The organism is Hymenobacter antarcticus, from assembly GCF_039539545.1.
In the GTDB taxonomy this organism is placed as follows: domain Bacteria; phylum Bacteroidota; class Bacteroidia; order Cytophagales; family Hymenobacteraceae; genus Hymenobacter; species Hymenobacter antarcticus.
The window spans coordinates 133439-151594 of sequence record NZ_BAABDI010000004.1 but is presented as its reverse complement, the minus strand read 5'-3'; the positions used below and the strand labels follow the sequence as shown (position 1 = coordinate 151594).

Below are 18156 nucleotides of genomic sequence, written 5' to 3'. Positions count from 1 at the left end.
CGCCGGTTTCAACGTCTTAGGTAACGAACGGGCGGCGGCGCGGTTGTGAAGCGAGCGTACGCCAATAGCTGCCATAATGTGATGCCCACGCTCGTTTTACAATTAAGAACGTCATGCTGAACTTGTCGAAGCATCTCTACCGCTTCGTTCAAGCCGTTCCAACGAAGCGGTAGAGATGCTTCGACAAGCTCAGCATGACGTTCTTCTTGCCCATACATTCCTACCCTCCTACCCCCATCCCCTCCTACCCTATTACATGTCCATCCTCCGCGTCGATAACCTCACCAAAACCTACGTTAGCGCCGGCGAGCCGCTCACGGTGCTACACGCCGTCAGCTTCGACCTCCAGGCTGGCGACACCTTCGCCATCGTCGGCCCCTCGGGCTCGGGCAAAACCACGCTGTTAGGCCTCTGCGCCGGCTTGGACCGAGCCACTTCGGGCAGCGTGTGGCTCAATAACATTCAACTCGACAACCTGAACGAGGACGAGCGCGCCGCCGTGCGCAACCAGCACGTCGGCTTCATCTTCCAAAATTTTCAGCTCTTGCCTACCCTCACGGCCCTCGAAAACGTGCTGGTACCGCTGGAGCTGCGCGGCCAGCGCGGCGCCACCAAAACCGCCCTGGAGCTGCTCGGCCGCGTGGGCCTGGCCGCCCGCGCCGGGCACTACCCCGCCCAGCTCTCGGGCGGCGAGCAGCAGCGCGTGAGCCTGGCCCGCGCCTTCGCCAACCGCCCCGCCGTGCTCTTCGCCGACGAGCCCACCGGCAACCTCGACCCCGACACCGCCGAGCGGGTGGTGAATTTATTATTTGAATTGAATCGGGAAGCTGGAACCACTTTGGTGCTGGTGACGCACGATTTGGAGCTGGCCGCCAAGACGCAGCGCACGTTGCGGCTACGCGGCGGCAAGGTGGTGGAGGCAGTGCTGAGCTGATAAAACTTACTCCCCTCCTTACCAAGGAGGGGATGCCGACGCGCAGCGCCGGCTGGGGTGGTGGCACCGCAGGGTGGCGTTGAACGGCTCGCTGCTGGTTCGTGCAAACATTCGTTCGGGTATCGTCCAACGATTCAACCACCCCCGTTTCAGCTTTGCTGAAACATCCCCTCCTTACCAAGGAGGGGAGTCATCCGCCTAACATCGTCCCAACAATGAATGACACCTCCTGGCTTTTCCGTATGGCGTGGCGCGACAGCCGCCGCAGCCGGGCGCGGCTGCTGCTCTTTATGGCCAGCATTATTCTGGGCATCGCGGCGCTGGTGGGCATCAATTCCTTTGGCGACAACCTGGCCCGCAGCATCAGCGAGCAGGCACGGGAATTGCTCGGGGCCGACCTGGTGCTGAGCGCCAACCAACCCTTCGAGCCCAAGCTGGAGCCCGCGCTGCGTCGGCTTGGCACGACCCGGACGCGGGAAGTTTCCTTTGCCTCGCTGGTGCAGTTCCGGCCGGGCCGGGGCACGCGGCTGGCCCAGGTGCGGGCGCGGGATGGCGGCTTTTTCTACGGCGATTGGGACACGGAACCCAAAGCTGCCGCCCAACGCTTCGCCGATACCACCGCTGCTCCCGGCGCGCTGGTTGACGATGCGCTGCTAGTGCAGTTCGGGGCCAAAATCGGCGATTCGGTGCAGGTAGGGCAGGTCACGCTGCCCATCATCGGGCGGGTGCTGAAGACGCCGGGGCAGTCGGGCATCACCACGGCGGTCGCGCCCACGGTGTTTTTGCCGCTGGGCCAGGTCACGGCCACCGGCCTGGTGCAGCGCGGCAGCCGCGTGAAATACACCCGCAGCTACCAGTTTGCGCCGGGCACCAGCGTGGCGGCCCTAATCAAGCCCCTGCAGGCCCGCCTCGACGCGGCCGACATCGACACCGATACCGTGGCCAGCCGCCAGCAAAGCACCGGCCGCGCCTTCGCCGACCTCACCCGCTACCTCAGCCTGGTGGCCTTTGTGGCGCTGCTGCTGGGCTGTGTGGGCGTGGCCAGCGCCGTGAACCTCTACGTGCGCGAAAAGCTGGCCGCCGTGGCTGTGCTGCGCTGCCTGGGAGCCAGCGGGAAGCAGGCGCTGCTTATTTATCTGATTCAAACGGCCGGCCTCGGGCTGGTGGGCGCGGTGCTGGGCGCGGGCCTGGGGGCGGCCGTGCAAGGGCTGCTCCCGCGGGTACTGGGCGATTTCCTGCCGGTGGATATTACCGTGAGCGTGTCGTGGGCGGCCATTGCCACGGGCCTGGTCACGGGCCTGTTGATGGCGGTGCTCTTCGCGCTGCTGCCGCTGCTGAGCATCCGGCGGGTGTCGCCGCTGCGGGTGCTGCGCACGGCGTTTGAGGACGACACGGCCGCGCCCGACCCGCTGCGGGGCGTGGTGATTGGCGTGATTGGGCTGTTCATTCTGGCTTTCGCCTACGGGCAAACCCGCGACTGGAAACTTACCCTGGGCTTCGGGGCGGGGCTGCTGGCGGCGTTCGCGGCGCTGGCCGGCCTGGGCCGCCTGCTGATGTCGGCTGTCCGGCGCTTTTTCCCGGCCGGCTGGGGCTACGTGTGGCGGCAGGGCCTGGCGAATCTGTATCGGCCCCAAAACCAGACGCTGACCCTGGTGACGTCCATCGGGCTGGGCACTTTTTTGCTGGCCACGCTTTTCCTCACCCAGGCTATGCTGCTGGGCCGGGTACAGATTGCCGGGCAGAAATCAGCGGCCAACCTGGTGCTGTTTGATATTCAGCCCGAGCAGCGCGCCGGCGTGGAGGCGCTACTGACGGCCCAAAAGCTGCCCGTGCTCCAGCGCGTGCCCATCGTGACCATGCGCCTGACGGCTATCAACGGCACGTCGGTTTCCATCATCAAGAAGGATACGGCCCGGGGCATTCCCGCCTGGGCCCTCACCCGCGAGTACCGCGTGACCTACCGCGACTCGCTGAACTCCTCCGAAAAGCTTACTTCCGGCACCCCGCCCATCATTGGCCCCGATAAAATTCCGCGCATCTCGGTGGAGAGCGGCTACCTGGAGCGCGTCAAGCTCAGCCTCGGCGACACACTCGATTTCAACGTGCAGGGCGCGCCCATGCGCACCATCATTGGCGGTACGCGGGAAATTGACCGCAGCCGGGTGCAGCCCAGCTTCCTGGTGATTTTCCCGGCCGGAGTGCTGGAGCAGGCCCCGCAGTTTGAGGTGGTGCTCACGCGCACGGGCAGCGCGGCAGCGCTGGCCGCGGTGGAGCAACAGCTCGTGCGGCAGTTCCCCAACGTGTCGGCCATCGACCTGGGCCTGATTCTGAACACGCTGAACGACATCGTCGATAAAATCTCCTTCGTCATCCGCTTCATGGCCGGGTTCAGCATCCTCACCGGGCTGCTGGTCCTGAGCAGCTCGGTCGTCATCAGTCGCTACCAGCGGGTGCGCGAAAGCGTGCTGCTGCGCACGCTGGGGGCCAGCCGGGCCCAAATCCTGCGCATCACGCTGGTCGAATACGGCCTGCTGGGGCTGCTGGCGGCGCTGGCAGGCATCGGGCTGGCGGTGCTGGCGGCCTGGGCGCTGGCGGTGTGGGTGTTCGAGGCCAGCTTCGGGCCGGCGGTGCTGCCGCTGCTGGGTCTGGCGGCGCTGGTCACGGCCCTCACGGCGGGCATCGGCCTGCTCAATAGCCGCGACGTGCTACGCCGCTCGCCGCTGGAAGTATTGCGCGCCGAAGGATAAACTGCATTCTAGGCGGTCGCAGGCGGGTTGGCGAAAATAAATAATAAAAATTCACCGAATATTTATTATTTATTCCTACATTTCAGCATGAATACAGCTTTCGAACAGGCGTACCAAGCGTACGTTGCGCGTAAACAGGCCGAGCGCCAGGCCCACTTGCTGCAGCTGCGGCAGGAACTCATCAACTCGCGTGTGACCGCCCCACTGGGTTCGGTGAGTCGCATTACAAACAATCCGCATCGGGGACGACCTGCTGCGAGATAATTGTTTGGCTGGAATTACGGTCCGCTAAAAGCTTTCATCTGACCTTACCTGCGCCGCGCTCCGCCTGGAGATGGTTCAAACATCGGGTTAAGACGGCGGGCCGACACGTCCATTTAGGTGGAATCTGCGGCGGCTTGGCTTGCTTTACGGCATGATGCCCGGCCCGCAGCTCAGCCACGACGAGTTCACCCGCGCCTACCATGCCCACGAGTGGGGCGGGCCGGTGACCGATGCCGGCATTCTGTTGGAGTACGTGGTTCTGCACCCGTTTCGGGTCGGGCTGCCGCTACGCTCAACCACTCGTGCTTTACCCTTGCCCCGGCGGGTTAAGACTGGCATGGACTCACTGCCCGGCAACTGCCGAACGGCTTGGTGTGGGGCGGGAAGCGAGCCCACGGGCGGAGTATATTTGGGAATAATCCCATTATACCCATGCCCAAACTCCTGCTGCTCCTCGCCTGCTTCGTTTGCCTGCACCCCGCAGTGGCGCAGCAAGTCGCCAAAAAACCGCTGGACCACTCGGTGTACGATAGTTGGGAAAGCGTTGCGAACCAGAAAATAAGCAGCAACGGCAAGTACGTGCTGTTTCAGGTGAAACCCCAGCAGGGCGATGGCACACTGCACATCAAAACGGCCGCCAACCGCCCGCTGGCCCAGATTAGCCGCGGCGACTCGGCCGTGTTCTCGGCTGATTCGCGCTTCGTGGTGTTCCCCATCAAGCCGCCCTACCAGCTGGTGCGCCAGGCCAGAATCAAGAAGAAAAAGCCCGACGACATGCCCAAGGATTCGCTGGGCATCTACGCCCTGGAAACCGGCAAGCTCACCAAATACGCCAACGTGAAGTCGTTTCAGCTGGCCGAGAAGGCGTCGGTGCTGGCCTTCCTGGGCACCAAGCCGCTGGTGAAGGACACCAAAGCCAAGGCCCCGGCCGATACGCTGAAGAAGCTTACCGACGGCCTGCTGGAGGCCAACAAAGCCGGGGCACCCCTCACCGTACTGAACCTGCTAACCGGCAAAGCGCGCGAATTCGCCGCGGTGACCGAGTATCAGCTAAGCAAGCTGGGCAACAGGACGGCGTTTGCCGTGCTGGCCCCGAAGACCAGCAAAGACGTCCAATCGGGCTTGTTCGCGTTCGATTTAGCCGCGGGCAGCCTCAAAACGCTGAGCACGGGCAAGGGCGTGTACAAGAACCTGGCGTTTGACGACGCGGGCCGGCAGCTGGCCTTCACCGCCGAGAAGCACGCCGAAAAAACGCTGGTGAAGCCGTTCAGCCTGTATTATTCCGACTTCGGGGCCGACAGCGCGGCCATCCTGGTGCGGCCCGGCGACAAGGTCCTGAAAACGGGCTGGTCGCCGAATGGCTTTGGCAAAATCGTGTTTAGTGAAAACGGCGAGAAGCTGTTTTTCGGCACCGCGCCCGACCCCATTCCGCAGGACACGACGCTGGTGGACTTTGAGCACGCCAAGCTCGACATCTGGAACTACAAGGACGACTACCTGCAGCCCATGCAGCTCAAAACGCTGAAGAAGGACCTGCAGCGGAATTACCAGGCGGTGATTTACCCCAAACAGGCCAACAAATTCATTCAGCTCGAAGACGAATACCTGCGCGATTCCTACCTGGCCGAGAATACCAACGCCGAATACGTGCTGGCCGTGACGGACACCGCCAAGCGGATTTCGATGCAGTGGGAAGGCAGCACCCGCAAGCAAGCCTATTTGGTTTCGACGCGCACCGGCGACCGAATTGCCATCAATCCCAGGGCCGCTAAAAGCCGCTTCCAGATTTCGCCGCACGGCGACTACGCCGTGTGGTACGACGACGCGGCCAAGGCTTGGTTTGCCTTCGCGGTGGCCACGCGCCAAACCGTTAACCTGACCCAAAAAGCGGGCGTGTCCTTCACCGACGAAGAAAACGACTCGCCCACCGACCCCGAGCCCTACGGCGTGGCCGCCTGGACGAAAAACGACGAGGCCGTGCTGATTTACGACCGGTACGATATCTGGAAAATCAACCCCAAAACCGGCGTGGCCGTGAATTTCACCACTGGGGTGGGGCGCAAAAACAAATTGAAGTTCCGCTACCGCATTCCGGTGGATAAACAGAAGTTCATCGAGCCCAAAGACGAGCTGCTGCTGCAGGTGCAGAACGAGGTGGACAAAACCTGGGGCTACTACCGAAAAGGCATTGCCAGCACCAAAAGCCCGGAGCTGGTGGTGATGGCCCCCATGAGCTACTCGAACCTTGCCCAGGCCAAAAACGCCCGCAACTTCGTCTACACCAAGTCCAGCGTGAGCCAGCCGGCCGACGTGTACGTGAGCAGCGACTTTAAAAAGGAAACTACGCTCAGCGCCATCAACGCCCAGCAGCGGGATTACAACTGGTTCACGGCCGAGCTGGTGCACTGGACCACCCCAAAAGGCTACCCGGCCACGGGCGTGCTGTATAAGCCCGAAAATTTCGACCCAAACAAGAAATACCCGATGGTGGCGTATTTCTACGAAAAGCTGTCGGACGGCATCTACCGGTACCAGGCACCCGCGCCGTCGCCCTCGAAGCTCGACATTGCCCTGTTTGCCAGCAACGGCTACCTGGTGTTCACGCCCGATATCAGCTACACCATCGGCGAGCCCGGCCCATCGGCCGTGGAATTCATCAACTCCGGCGTGGAGGAGCTGAAGAAAAACAGCTGGGTTGATGCCGCGCACATTGGCATTCAGGGCCAGAGCTGGGGCGGCTACCAGGTGGCCTATCTCATCACCCAGACCAACATGTACGCCGCCGCCTGGGCGGGCGCGCCGGTCGTGAACATGACCTCGGCCTACGGCGGCATCCGCTGGGAATCGGGCATGAGCCGGCAGTTCCAGTACGAGCGCACCCAGAGCCGCATCGGCGGCACGCTCTGGGAAAAGCCCGACCTCTACATCCGCAACTCGCCGCTATTCCAGCTGCCCAAGGTGCAGACTCCCGTGGTCATCATGTCGAACGATGCCGACGGGGCCGTGCCGTGGTACCAGGGCATCGAAATGTTCACCGACCTGCGCCGCCTGGGCAAGCCCGTGTGGCTGCTGCAATACAACGGCGAGGCCCACAACCTGGTGAAGCGCGAAAACCGCAAGGACATTTCGATTCGCGAGCTGCAGTTCTTCGACCACTACCTGAAAGGCGCACCCGCCCCCGTGTGGCTGGAACGCGGCGTGCCCGCCGTGGAGAAAGGCCGGAACTGGGGGTTGGAGGTGCCGAAGGGCAGCGGGTTGTAAGCGGTACTGGCGTTGAGCAAAAGCTCAGCGGGTGCTGCTGTTACGACGGGCGACGTTGCGGAAGCTGCGGCGACCAACCTGCTGCCGGGGCCATGCGCACGGTGCAGCCGCGGGCCACAAAATGCGTATCGCTGGCCACGTCGCGCATCAGCTGTGGGCCGGTGGTGGCGTGGATTTCATCTTTGCGGAACCCGGCGTCGTTGCGGGCCTGGCAAACTATGGGCGTGCGCAGGGCCACGGTCCCGGCACTGGTGCCGGGACTAGCAATGGGCTGGGGGAGGGAGGCGTAATATTGTCCTCACACAGCGGTAAACTTTTGGTAAAAATGTGCGGGCCTGGTTGAGGCAGCGCGGTCAATAAATGAGAAATCTGTTAATCATCATCCTGGTCCTGATAGCCAGTGCTGCTCATAGTCAACCCTCCGACTCGTCGGCCCGGGCACCCGCCCCGGCCAAGGCCTGGTTTGAAACCTTTGCCATCCGCGGGTACGTGCAGGCGCGCTACAACCGCCTGCTAGAAACCAACCCGGACCTGAGCTGTGAGCAGTGCGACCGGTCGTGGGGCAACAACGGCGGCATCTCGCTGCGCCGGGTACGCATCATCTTCTTCGGACAGCTGCACGAGCGGGTATATTTCTACATTCAGCCCGATTTTGCGAGCGCCCCCAGCGGCAGCACGTCGCTGAATTTCGGCCAGCTGCGCGACGCCTATTTCGACGTGGGGCTCGACAAAACCAGCCAATACCGCATTCGACTGGGCCAGAGCAAAATTCCCTTCGGATTCGAGAACATGCAGTCGAGCCAAAACCGGCTGCCCCTTGACCGGGCCGACGCCCTAAACAGTGCTTTTTCCAACGAGCGGGATTTGGGTGCGTTTTTCTACTGGGCACCCACTGCCGTACGCCAGCGCTTTGCCCGTTTGGTAAAAGAGGGCCTGAAGGGCTCGGGCGACTACGGCGTGCTGGGCCTCGGGGTGTTCAATGGCCAAACGGCCAACCGCGCCGAGCTCAACAACCAGCAGCACGTGGTGGCCCGCTTCAGCTACCCGCTGCTGCTGGGCCGGCACATCATATAGCCTGCTCTGCAAGCCTACAGCGGTGAGTTCGTGGTGGCCCGGGACCAGCTGACGGCCAACGTAAAGCACCGCCCCGACTTGCGCTACCCCGACCAGCGCGTGGCCGCCACGCTGGTGCTCTACCCGCAGCCGTTCGGGGTGCAGGCCGAGTACAACGTGGGCCGGGGCCAGGAATTCAACCCCCGCACCGACAGCATCGAAACCCGACGCCTCCACGGCGGCTACGTGCTGCTCAACTATCGGCTGCGCTACCAGAAGCAGCAGTTCTACCCGTTTGTGCGCGCCCAATTTTACGAAGGTGGCAAAAAGCACGAGCGCGACGCCCGCAGCCACTCCGTGCGCGAAGCCGAGCTGGGCGTGGAGTGGCAGCCGCTCAACAGCTTCGAGTTCGTGGCCATGTACACACTGTCCTCGCGCCGCTTCGAGGACTTCCAGCGGCCCGACAACCGGCAGCGCGGCGGCCTGTTGCGGCTGCAAGCGCAGCTTAATTTTTAAACAGCGGCGCAACGGGCCTTCGCAACCGCCGCGACGGGCAGTGTCGGGGGCAGCTGGAGGAGCTTGGGAAGCTACCTGTCCGCACGGACCAGTCCTTCTTAAAAAAGTCGACCAATGCTGAATTTATGGTCAATCAGAGTGCGATTATTCATGGCTATTGATACCAGCTGATTATTCACATCAGTTGCGTAAATAATGAAATTGCCCACAAGGTTTCCGCGCTGCTTTCCGAGCACAATATCCGGCTGCGTAGTGCATTGAGCACGGTGTACTTCAGGCGAGTATAGCCGCCGGCTTAGTTCACCATAAAAAATAGGCAATGTGCCCGATGCAATAGCCTGTTTTTCCTCATCGCTGATTTCAAAACGAATAGAATCAAGACGTTTATACTGGATATCTTTTGTGTGAAAGTCCATGGTAAGCACGTAGTTCTTAGTGTGCTTTATTTTTTTGAGGCCTTTGAGGTCATCAGGAACAGGCCCCCCAAACACGGGTTTCTCCAACACAATTTCGATGAAGGGTTGTGTGTCATCAGTTTTGGAAATCAATTGCGTATGGCTCTTGTATGGCATCTTAACCAAGCAACTGCTCACCAGAAAGTAGCAGGCGAACAAAACGATTCCTTTTGGAAATATTGGCTTCATGGCGCTGCTAATGTAATAGATGAGGGCAACAGGCATTGGGTTTCAGAGCCAGAATTAGCCCCCGCCCGCCCCGGCCGTACCTTTGCGGCCTATGAATCTGTTATCCGCCGAGAACATCTCGAAGAATTACGCCGACCGCTGGCTATCTGATTCCTCCCGCAGCCGATAAGAGGTGCTTCGCCCCCCGGCCGACTCCTTCACCAGAATCTGCTGCGCCATCAGCGCCTGAATGTCGCGCCCGGCCGTATCCTGCGAGCATTTAGCAATCGTCGCCCATTTCGAGGAAGTGAGCTTCCCCTCAAAGCCATTCAGCAGTAGATTGAGCAGCTTCTGCTGCCGGGCGTTGAACTGCTTCGGCGCGTGCTGCTCCCAGAATCGGGCTTTATCCAGCACCTTCGTCAGCGTTTGCTCGGTGGCAGCCAGCGCCCGGCCCAGGCAACCCAAAAACCATTCCAGCCACGCCGTTATATCGAGTCCGCCTTTCTGGGCTGCTTCCAGCTGCGCATAGTAATCGGAGCGTTCCAGCCGGATTTGGGCCGACATGCTATAGAAGCGCTGGGCCGTGCCATCGGCCCGCGCCAGCTGCAAGTCGGTGATGGCCCGCGCCAGCCGCCCGTTCCCGTCCTCAAACGGATGAATGGTGACAAACCACAAGTGCGCCACCGCCGCTTTCAGCACGGCATCCAAGCTTCTCGCCTCATTAAACCATAGCAGAAACTGCCGCATCTCGGCCGCTACCACAGCAGCTTCGGGCGCTTCAAAATGCACCTTCTCCCGCCCCATGGCCCCCGATACAACCTGCATCGGCCCCTTGCTGCCCGTGCGCCACGCCCCCACCCGGATGCGCTGCAAGCCGCTGCGCCCCGCCGGAAAAAGCGCCGCCTGCCACCCAAACAGCCGCTCCGCCGTCAGCGCCTGTTGAAATTGCTGAGTGGCATCGAGTAGCATTTCCACCACGCCTTCCACGCGCCGCTCGGCCGGAACCAGCCCGGCCACGTCCAGCCCCAACCGCCGGGCCAGCGAGGAGCGCACCTGGTCGGCCGGCAGGTGCTCGCCTTCGATTTCGCTGGATTTCAGCACGTCCAGCGTGAGGGTCTGGAGCGTGGCCTCGGCCTGCACCGCAAAGCCCCGCGCCTGCATCTGCCCCAGCACGCGCCCTTGCTGGTGCCGCACGGCCCCCAGCAGCGGCTCCAGCCGCGCCGGCTGCCAGGTGAAGTGGGGCCACTCGGGGCGCTGGTAGATGTACATGGTTATTCTCCGCAGATATTGCGGCGAATGTATGAGTTATTCTCCGCATCGGGCCTTCGCCACCGCCGCGACGGGCAGTGTCGGGAGTTGCGGGAGAGGCCGATAAACAGCGTAAATTACTTCGCTACGCCGCTGCCAATATAAAATCGGCCGGAATATCCAGCGTTTTGTAGAGCTTCTTCGCTAGGCTCATGGTCACGCTGGTTTTGCCGTTGAGAAAGTCGCTAAAGCGGCTGGCGGGAATCCCGAGCAGCTCGGCCATCTGCTTGCGGTTGAGCTGGCGGTTGAACATCTCAATTTCCAGCCGGCCAATCAGCGTATCGGGCCGCACCGGACCGTGGCCGGCTCTGATTTCGTAGTCGTCAATGGCTTCGGCCAAGGTGGTAATGGCCGAGTCGCCTTCAGGGGCAGTGGTAATAAGCCGCTTCAGTTCAAGCAACGCGGCTTGGTATTCGGTGGCGGTGCGAATGGTCATAACGAGATGGTTTAATACAGTTAAAGTGCGCTCACGTCGAGTTTATCGTAGTCGGCGTGCGTACCGATGAACAGGATGTACAGCGTGCGGGTGCTGAAATGCACCAGCGTAATCACCCGCAGGCGGTTACCGCACACGTCAAACACCAGCCGGTCAGGAGCCACGTAGTCGGTGTTCCGATACGTCTGCTTCACGGCCAGGAAATCCTTCCAGTTGGCGGCGCGGGTCACGTCGTACCACTCATTCAGCGCCTTGGCGCAGCTGGGATATCGAATGGCCGCTTCCTTCACCGCCGCTTTAGCCAGCACCACCATTCGATTACATATTTTGTAATTCCCTAACGTTTTTACGAAGCTAACAGTTTGCGGCTGGCAAACCAAGCGCCGACGCGTCGTTCACAGCGGACCTGCACTACCGCCGCGACGGGTGGTGTCGGGGGCCTCGGGAGGGGGTGGAGGTGCTGTGGGCGATAAAGTAGATTCCACGCCGTTAGTTCTGCTGGAAAACGTTATGTTACACTAAATTTGTGATAGGACAAAGCTTGGTGAACGCATGATTTATTGAGACATACCAGCACTTTATAAGTTGTATAATACATTGACAATGAAAATAATAGCGCAGATTATAGCTCTGACTTGGCTCTCTATTTCGGCCGGCTGTATAAGCAGCAAATTGGTTCAGCACAATCGTGAATACGACACTGCTATAAAGCCCTCATCTGTTCAAGTTTATTTTGCAACGACGAAAGAGCAACTAGTATCAATTTGGGGTAATAATCAGAGATACTACTATGTGGGAAGCGATGCTGATTTTCATTATATAAACCTATATTATGACACGTATCTTAAAAAAAAGTACTACTATAAAATCCCGAGCACTACAAAAATTGACAACACACTTTTTGATTTTTTAAAAAACAATTCGTTAGCGCAGCCGCAGAGAATTGAGTTTTCGTTAAATAATTGATTATGGGTTTTGCAGGTAGCAGTGCGGCAGTTTAAGGCGAGTTATAAATCATGACGGTTGATAGCTACTTCTACCTTTAGCTTCATCGCCTCTACCCAACCCCGCCCGCCCCGGCCGTACCTTTGCGGCCTATGAATCTGTTATCCGCCGAGAATATCTCGAAGAATTACGCCGACCGCTGGCTGTTTAAAGACCTCAACTTCGGCTTGCAGCTGGGCCAGCGCGTGGCCTTTGTGGGCATCAACGGCACCGGCAAAACCACGCTGCTGCGCATATTAGCCGGTTTCGAAACCCCTGATACCGGCCTGGTGAGCTCTCGCAAGGGAATCCGCGTGACCTACCTGGGCCAGCAGCCCGTGTTCGACGAAAGCCTGAGCGTGGAAGAAACCATCTTTGCCAGCCAGAACGACACACTCAAGGCCATCCAGGAGTACGAGCACGTCATCAACGACGCCGACCACAAGCCCGATGACCTCCAACGCGTGCTCGAACGCATGGACGCCCTTAATGCCTGGGACTACGAAGCCCAAGTGCAGCAGATTCTCGGCCGCCTCGGCATCCTCGGCGACCTGCTCCAGCGCAACGTGAGCCAGCTCTCGGGCGGGCAGCGCAAGCGCGTGGCCCTGGCCCGCGTCCTCATCGAAGAGCCCGACGTGCTGCTCCTCGATGAGCCCACCAACCACCTCGACCTGGCCACCATCGAGTGGCTCGAAAACCGCCTCTCCTCCCCCACCCTCACCCTGCTGATGGTGACCCACGACCGGTACTTTCTCGACAAGGTGGCCAATGAAATCGTGGAGCTCGACAAGGGCCAGATGTACCGCTACCAGGGCAACTACGCCTACTTCGTGGAGAAAAAGGCTGACCGCGAAATGCGCGAAACCGTGGAGGTGGAAAAGGCCCGCCAGCTCTTCAAAAAGGAGCTCGACTGGATGCGCCGCATGCCCCAGGCCCGCGGCACCAAGCAAAAAGCCCGCATCGACGCTTTCTACGTCACCAAGGAAAAGGCCAGCACCAACCTCAACAAGCAGCAGATTGAGCTGAGCGTGAAAACCACCCGCCAGGGCGGCAAAATCATCGAAGCCCACAACCTGACCAAGAAATTCGGCGACCTCACCGTGCTCGACGATTTCAACTACGTGTTCAAGAAAAAGGACCGGATTGGGCTGGTCGGCCCCAACGGCGTGGGCAAATCCACGCTCATGAACATGCTCACGGGCAAGCTCCAGGCCGATTCCGGCAGCATCGAGGTGGGCACCAACACCGTGTTCGGCTACTATACCCAGACCGAGCTGGAATTCGACCCCACCCAGCGCGTCATCGACATCGTGAAGGAAGTGGCCGAAGTAGTGGAGCTCGCCAACGGCGACGTGCTCACCGCCAGCCAGTTTCTCAACCTGTTCCTGTTCCCGCCCGCCCAGCAATACACGCTGGTAAACAAGCTGAGCGGCGGTGAAAAGCGCCGCCTGCAATTGCTGCGCGTCCTCATCAAGAACCCCAACTTTTTGATTCTTGACGAGCCGACCAACGACCTGGACCTGGCCACGCTCAACATCCTGGAAGACTTCCTGCTGCACTTCACCGGCTGCCTGCTCATCGTGAGCCACGACCGGTACTTCCTCGACCACCTCGCCGAGCACCTGTTTGTATTGGAGCCCGGCGGGGCCGTCCTCAACTTCCCCGGTAACTACACCGACTACCGCGACTACCTCGAAGAGCGCGAAACCGAAGCCGCCTTGATGGAAGAAGAAAAGGCCGCCAAAGCTGCCCGCGCCGCCGCCAAGCTGGCCGCGCCCGTAGCCGTGAGCACCGCCGTAGCGCCATCGCCCGCCAAGCGCCGCGCCACCTTCGCCGAGAAAAAGGAGTATGAGCAACTCGAAAAAGCCATGGCGACGCTGGAAACCGAGAAGCAGGAAATCACTGCCAAGCTGAACGGCGGCGCGGGTAGCCCGCAGGATTTCGCGGCCTGGGGCGCGCGCCTGGGAGCTATTGAAAAAGAGCTGGGTGAGAAGGAAGAACGGTGGCTGGAGTTGGCCGAATTGGGCTAACCCATCGGTATCGAAAAAAAGAAAGGCCCCGCGAATTAATTCGCGGGGCCTTTCTTTTTTTCGGCATTATTAATTCTGCTCTGCTGCGAGTCCGTCAACTCAGTTTGACGTTGCAATAAGAATCACCTTATTGTTTGCATCGAATAATATTTCAATTGAGGCATCACTATTTATTGTGCCGTACCGGATACTGTTGTAGGCTACGGTCGAATAGTTGACATTTCTGGATTTCCCCGGTTTGGTGTCTACTATCAAATCCACTAAAGGCTGATTATTCAACAGATAGCGTTTGGCAGAAGCTGTCTTCGCTTGTCCGGCCACAACAATTAGCCGGGAGCCAATGCGAAGCGCTTGGTCAGGCGTTTTGCCAAAAGCCAGTGTGTTGTCGTTCAATTCAAAATCTATCAAATGCCCTTTGAGAAAATACAGCTTGTTGGTCCGGTAGTAATACACGACGGCCGTATCATGCTCTATTTCGAAATACATTTTCGCCGTTTTGGTCGGCTTGCCCAAGACCTTTACCGCTACGGCTCGGTTATCGCCATAATTCAGCTTCGATGTGCCTGGCTGCTGGCCCTTCATCAATCCCATGCCTTTGGTGTCGAAGAACCGCTGGGCTGTGGCAACCGGAGCACTCGCCAGCTCCAACAAAGCCAAGATGACCAGCACTATTGAAATTCTTATCATGGGATTACGGTAATTGAGGAAAGGAGCAGCAAGAGACTTTACTGCCGCCGGCGCACTTGCGCGAATTCCAGCGGCACCACACGGCTGCCTACGGGGGCCTTCACCACCAGCGCATCGGCCGCGTCGTAGCGGGGGAAGTAGAGGTAGCCGCGCACCTGCTGGCCGGGTGCAAGCGTGACTTTGCGCAGGGCGTATTCCTGCAACTGGGCGGCACGGTGCTGGAGCACATCAGCGGCCACGGCGTGCTCTATTTTGTTGGCCGCCGATACAACGTTGTAGGCAAACGCCGCGTCGCGGATACTGGCGCGGCTCTGATACTGCTGTTGCGTTTCGCGCTTGCCGATGCTGGCCACGTCGGTGGCCAAGCTGGCCGCGCTCAGAACGATGCCAAACCAGTCGATGCGGGCGGCTTTGGCAGCTTCGCTCTCGGCACGGTCGTGCAGGGCAGTGATTTCGGGCTCGGGGTCGAAAGCCGCGATGGGTTTGGGCGGCAGTGGCGGCAGCACCAGCCACTGGCTGGCCGCCGCCACGGCCGCCGTTACTTCGGTGCCCGGCAGCGGCTTGGGGCGATGGCCTTTGAAGTCGTAGGCCGGGGCAGGCCGGCGGCTGGGTTCGTACTGAAAAGCGGCCGGGTCGACCACCAGCGCGTGCGTGGTGGGGTTGCGGTATTCGGCCTCAAAAACCACGCGGGTCGGCTCGTAGCACACAAAGCTCAGGCGTACTTCCACGCTGTCGGCGGTGGCCTGAGCCTGCTCGCGGCCCTCCACAAACAGGTTGGTCGATTGGGCGGGCTTCAGGCCCAGCTGGTAGGTGGGGGCGCAGGCCGTAGCCAGCCCGAGCAGTGCCAGTAGCGGCAGCGAACGCAAGTAGAAAGGTTGCATAAGTCTGAAGAAAGAGGAAAGTGCTTCTGGTGGGAAGATGCCGCCGGGCGAACTGTGGTTGCACGCTTCCCTAAATTTATTCTTTTGCAACGGAAATTCCAGCGGGTAACTGAAATTCCCCCGCCGCATCGGCCCCAAAGGGCCAGCTACGCCGCACTGCCACCAACGGCACGGCCCCAAAAACGTGCGCAAAATGCTGGTTCCGGCTGGCCACCCATTCGCGCGCTACCCGCACCCCGGCGGCGGCGAGGGCAGCCTCGTCCCATTCCAGCAAAACCAAATCGGCCCGCCCGGCATAGTACCGGCGGGCCGTTTCGAGAATCTGGTGCGCCTCGGAGGCATGAATAAAACCTTCGGCGGCGAGGTCGGCGCTGGCGAAAAAGCCGGTTTGCCGGGCGTGGGCCCAGTCGGCGGGCTCGGCAAGACGGTAGAGCATGAGGTTGAATTTATTGATAAGGAGAGAACGTCATGTCGAGCGTAGCCGAGACATCTCGCTCGGGTTAGTAATCATAATCGTTGAACGATTGGGTTACTACCCCACGCGAGATGTCTCGGCTACGCTCGACATGACGTTCGGCTTTGTTTCGAAAACGTCAGGCTATTCGCCTAATCTACGCTTTCCACAGCTCCTGCTGCACCTGCTTACCCACGGTGAGCATGATGCGCACGGGATTCGGAATGAGCGTAATGCGGGCTTCTTTACCGGGATATTTCTCGGAATCAACCCACACGCCTTCTTTGGGCGAGGGCGTGGAGTTGGGGTCGCTGGGCAGGTAGGCGGTGGGCAGCAGCACGTCGGTATCGGATTTCAGGTCGGTGTGCACCTTGTCGAGGGCGGTTTCGAGAAAGTCGCCGTACTCGTCGTTGAAGTCGTCCTCCAGGTCGTGCAGGGCCTCTTCCACGTCGTCGTAGCGGGTATCGTCATACTTGAGGGTGTGCAGCTCGGCTTTTTTCTCAATCAGGGCCACGAGGGCGCGGTTCAGTTCTTCGGTATTCATGGGGCGCTAAGGCAGGTGATTGGCTACAAAAATGGGGATGAATTGCTAAACACGCGCCATCCCCACCGGAAGCACCGGTCCGTTGCCAGCCGATTTCCGTGCTAAACCAATAGAACCCGTATTTTTACCCCCCTAACCCCCCACCCAATTCCGCTCCGCCCATGCAAACCATGACCTCGCCCGAAGTGCTGGCCCAACCCGCCCAGGACTTCCTCCCCCTCAAAGGAACCGACTTTGTTGAATTCTATGTCGGCAACGCCAAGCAGTCGGCTTATTACTACCAGGCCGCGTTCGGCTACGAGCTGGTGGCCTATGCCGGCCCCGAAACGGGATTGCGCGACCGCGCCAGCTACGTGCTCCAGCAGGGCAAAATCCGCCTCGTGCTCACCACTTCCCTCCTGCCCGACTCCGAAATCTCGGAGCACGTGCGCAAGCACGGCGACGGCGTGAAAGTAATGGCCCTGTGGGTGGACGATGCCCGCAAGTCCTACGAGGAGACTACCAAGCGCGGGGCGCGCTCGGCTTTCGAACCCTATACCATTGAGGATGAGTTCGGCTCGGTCACGCTGGCCGGCATTTATACCTACGGCGAAAGCATCCATACCTTCGTGGAGCGCACCAACTACACCGGCCCGTTCATGCCTGGCTACGTGGCCCGCAGCAGCGGCGTGCCCCAGGCCAATCCCGTGGGCCTGCTGCACGTCGACCACTGCGTGGGCAACGTGGGCTGGGGCGAAATGAACCAGTGGGTGAAGTTTTACGAGGACGTAATGGGCTTTAAGCTCCTGCTCACCTTCGACGACGAGGACATCAGCACCGAGTATTCGGCCCTGATGAGCAAGGTGGTTTCCAACGGCAACGGCTACGTGAAATTCCCCATCAACGAGCCCGCCGAAGGCAAGAAAAAGTCGCAGATTGAGGAGTACCTCGACTACTACCACTCGCCCGGCGTGCAGCACATCGCCATTGCTACCAACGACATTCGCACCACCGTCACCGAGCTGCGCCGCCGCGGCGTGGAGTTCCTCTCCGTGCCCGGCACCTACTACGAAGACCTGCTGGAGCGCATCGGCGCGATTGACGAAGACCTGGAGTCGCTCAAAGCCCTGAACCTACTCGTCGACCGCGACGAAGAAGGCTATTTGCTCCAGATTTTCACCAAGCCCGTGGAAGACCGGCCCACCGTTTTCTACGAAATCATCCAGCGCAAAGGCGCCAAAAGCTTCGGCAAAGGCAACTTCAAGGCCCTGTTCGAGAGCATTGAGCGCGAGCAGGCCCTGCGCGGCAACTTGTAAGAACTGGGTTGCGCGGCTTGCTGAAATACCGCACACCAATTGTAACGTCATGCTGAGCGCAGCCGAAGCATCTCTACCACGCAAGTAACTAATTACTGTTGCGGTAGAGATGCTTCGACTGCGCTCAGCATGACGTTCT

At 60.0% G+C, this 18156-nt stretch carries 16 protein-coding genes; 7 read left to right on the top strand and 9 right to left on the bottom strand.

Going from position 1 to position 18156, the window contains the following annotated elements; all coding sequences use genetic code 11:
* The first annotated feature begins 256 nt into the window (after positions 1-256).
* The 3 genes from ABD819_RS05080 to ABD819_RS05070 all read left to right on the top strand — a co-directional run bounded on the left by ABD819_RS05080 (position 257) and on the right by ABD819_RS05070 (position 7206).
* The gene (locus ABD819_RS05080; protein WP_345121681.1) at positions 257-934 is read left to right on the top strand and encodes an ABC transporter ATP-binding protein; all 678 of its coding nucleotides are present in this window, start codon (positions 257-259) and stop codon (positions 932-934) included.
* Positions 935-1149: 215 nt separating this feature from the next.
* Positions 1150-3681, top strand: coding sequence for an ABC transporter permease (locus ABD819_RS05075; protein WP_345121679.1), 2532 nt, complete (start codon positions 1150-1152; stop codon positions 3679-3681).
* A 696-nt stretch (positions 3682-4377) separates the two neighbouring features.
* Complete coding sequence (locus ABD819_RS05070; protein WP_345121677.1) at positions 4378-7206, top strand: alpha/beta hydrolase family protein; 2829 nt, start codon at positions 4378-4380, stop codon at positions 7204-7206.
* Between the two features lie 40 nt (positions 7207-7246).
* Here the strand turns inward: ABD819_RS05070 and ABD819_RS05065 are convergent, their stop codons facing one another.
* On the bottom strand, positions 7247-7444 hold the full coding sequence (locus tag ABD819_RS05065; RefSeq protein ID WP_345121675.1) for a hypothetical protein: 198 nt from the start codon (positions 7442-7444) through the stop codon (positions 7247-7249).
* A gap of 122 nt (positions 7445-7566) precedes the next feature.
* Here ABD819_RS05065 and ABD819_RS05060 point away from each other — a divergent pair, with 122 nt between their 5' ends.
* A complete protein-coding gene (locus tag ABD819_RS05060; RefSeq protein ID WP_345121673.1) occupies positions 7567-8280 on the top strand; it encodes a porin in 714 nt (237 codons plus the stop codon).
* A gap of 30 nt (positions 8281-8310) precedes the next feature.
* On the top strand, positions 8311-8775 hold the full coding sequence (locus tag ABD819_RS05055) for a porin (protein ID WP_345121671.1): 465 nt from the start codon (positions 8311-8313) through the stop codon (positions 8773-8775).
* Between the two features lie 98 nt (positions 8776-8873).
* On the opposite strand, the gene ABD819_RS05050 is transcribed toward ABD819_RS05055, so the two are convergent.
* The 4 genes from ABD819_RS05050 to ABD819_RS05035 form a co-directional block, all read right to left on the bottom strand.
* Positions 8874-9455, bottom strand: a complete 582-nt coding sequence (locus tag ABD819_RS05050; protein ID WP_345121668.1) for a hypothetical protein — start codon at positions 9453-9455, stop codon at positions 8874-8876.
* 90 nt (positions 9456-9545) lie between these two features.
* Complete coding sequence (locus ABD819_RS05045) at positions 9546-10667, bottom strand: Fic family protein (RefSeq protein ID WP_345121665.1); 1122 nt, start codon at positions 10665-10667, stop codon at positions 9546-9548.
* Between the two features lie 124 nt (positions 10668-10791).
* Positions 10792-11142, bottom strand: coding sequence for a helix-turn-helix domain-containing protein (locus ABD819_RS05040; RefSeq protein WP_345121663.1), 351 nt, complete (start codon positions 11140-11142; stop codon positions 10792-10794).
* A 20-nt stretch (positions 11143-11162) separates the two neighbouring features.
* Positions 11163-11456 carry a type II toxin-antitoxin system HigB family toxin gene (locus ABD819_RS05035; RefSeq protein WP_345121659.1) on the bottom strand — a complete coding sequence of 98 codons (294 nt, stop codon included), beginning with the start codon at positions 11454-11456 and terminating at the stop codon, positions 11163-11165.
* A gap of 783 nt (positions 11457-12239) precedes the next feature.
* On the opposite strand from ABD819_RS05035, the gene ABD819_RS05030 reads away from it, so the two are divergent.
* Positions 12240-14156 (top strand): ABC-F family ATP-binding cassette domain-containing protein, encoded by a 1917-nt coding sequence (locus tag ABD819_RS05030; RefSeq protein ID WP_345121656.1) that lies wholly within the window; start codon positions 12240-12242, stop codon positions 14154-14156.
* 99 nt (positions 14157-14255) lie between these two features.
* Here the strand turns inward: ABD819_RS05030 and ABD819_RS05025 are convergent, their stop codons facing one another.
* From ABD819_RS05025 to ABD819_RS05010, 4 genes are all read right to left on the bottom strand, one after another.
* Positions 14256-14843 (bottom strand): hypothetical protein, encoded by a 588-nt coding sequence (locus ABD819_RS05025; RefSeq protein ID WP_345121654.1) that lies wholly within the window; start codon positions 14841-14843, stop codon positions 14256-14258.
* A gap of 38 nt (positions 14844-14881) precedes the next feature.
* Positions 14882-15724 carry a hypothetical protein gene (locus ABD819_RS05020; RefSeq protein WP_345121652.1) on the bottom strand — a complete coding sequence of 281 codons (843 nt, stop codon included), beginning with the start codon at positions 15722-15724 and terminating at the stop codon, positions 14882-14884.
* Positions 15725-15800: 76 nt separating this feature from the next.
* A complete protein-coding gene (locus ABD819_RS05015; protein ID WP_345121650.1) occupies positions 15801-16160 on the bottom strand; it encodes a DUF952 domain-containing protein in 360 nt (119 codons plus the stop codon).
* A gap of 175 nt (positions 16161-16335) precedes the next feature.
* Positions 16336-16722: a hypothetical protein gene (locus ABD819_RS05010; protein ID WP_345121647.1), complete on the bottom strand. Its 387-nt coding sequence runs from the start codon at positions 16720-16722 to the stop codon at positions 16336-16338.
* Between the two features lie 161 nt (positions 16723-16883).
* On the opposite strand from ABD819_RS05010, the gene hppD reads away from it, so the two are divergent.
* A complete protein-coding gene (gene hppD, locus ABD819_RS05005) occupies positions 16884-18017 on the top strand; it encodes a 4-hydroxyphenylpyruvate dioxygenase (protein WP_345121645.1) in 1134 nt (377 codons plus the stop codon).
* The last annotated feature ends 139 nt before the right edge of the window (positions 18018-18156 follow it).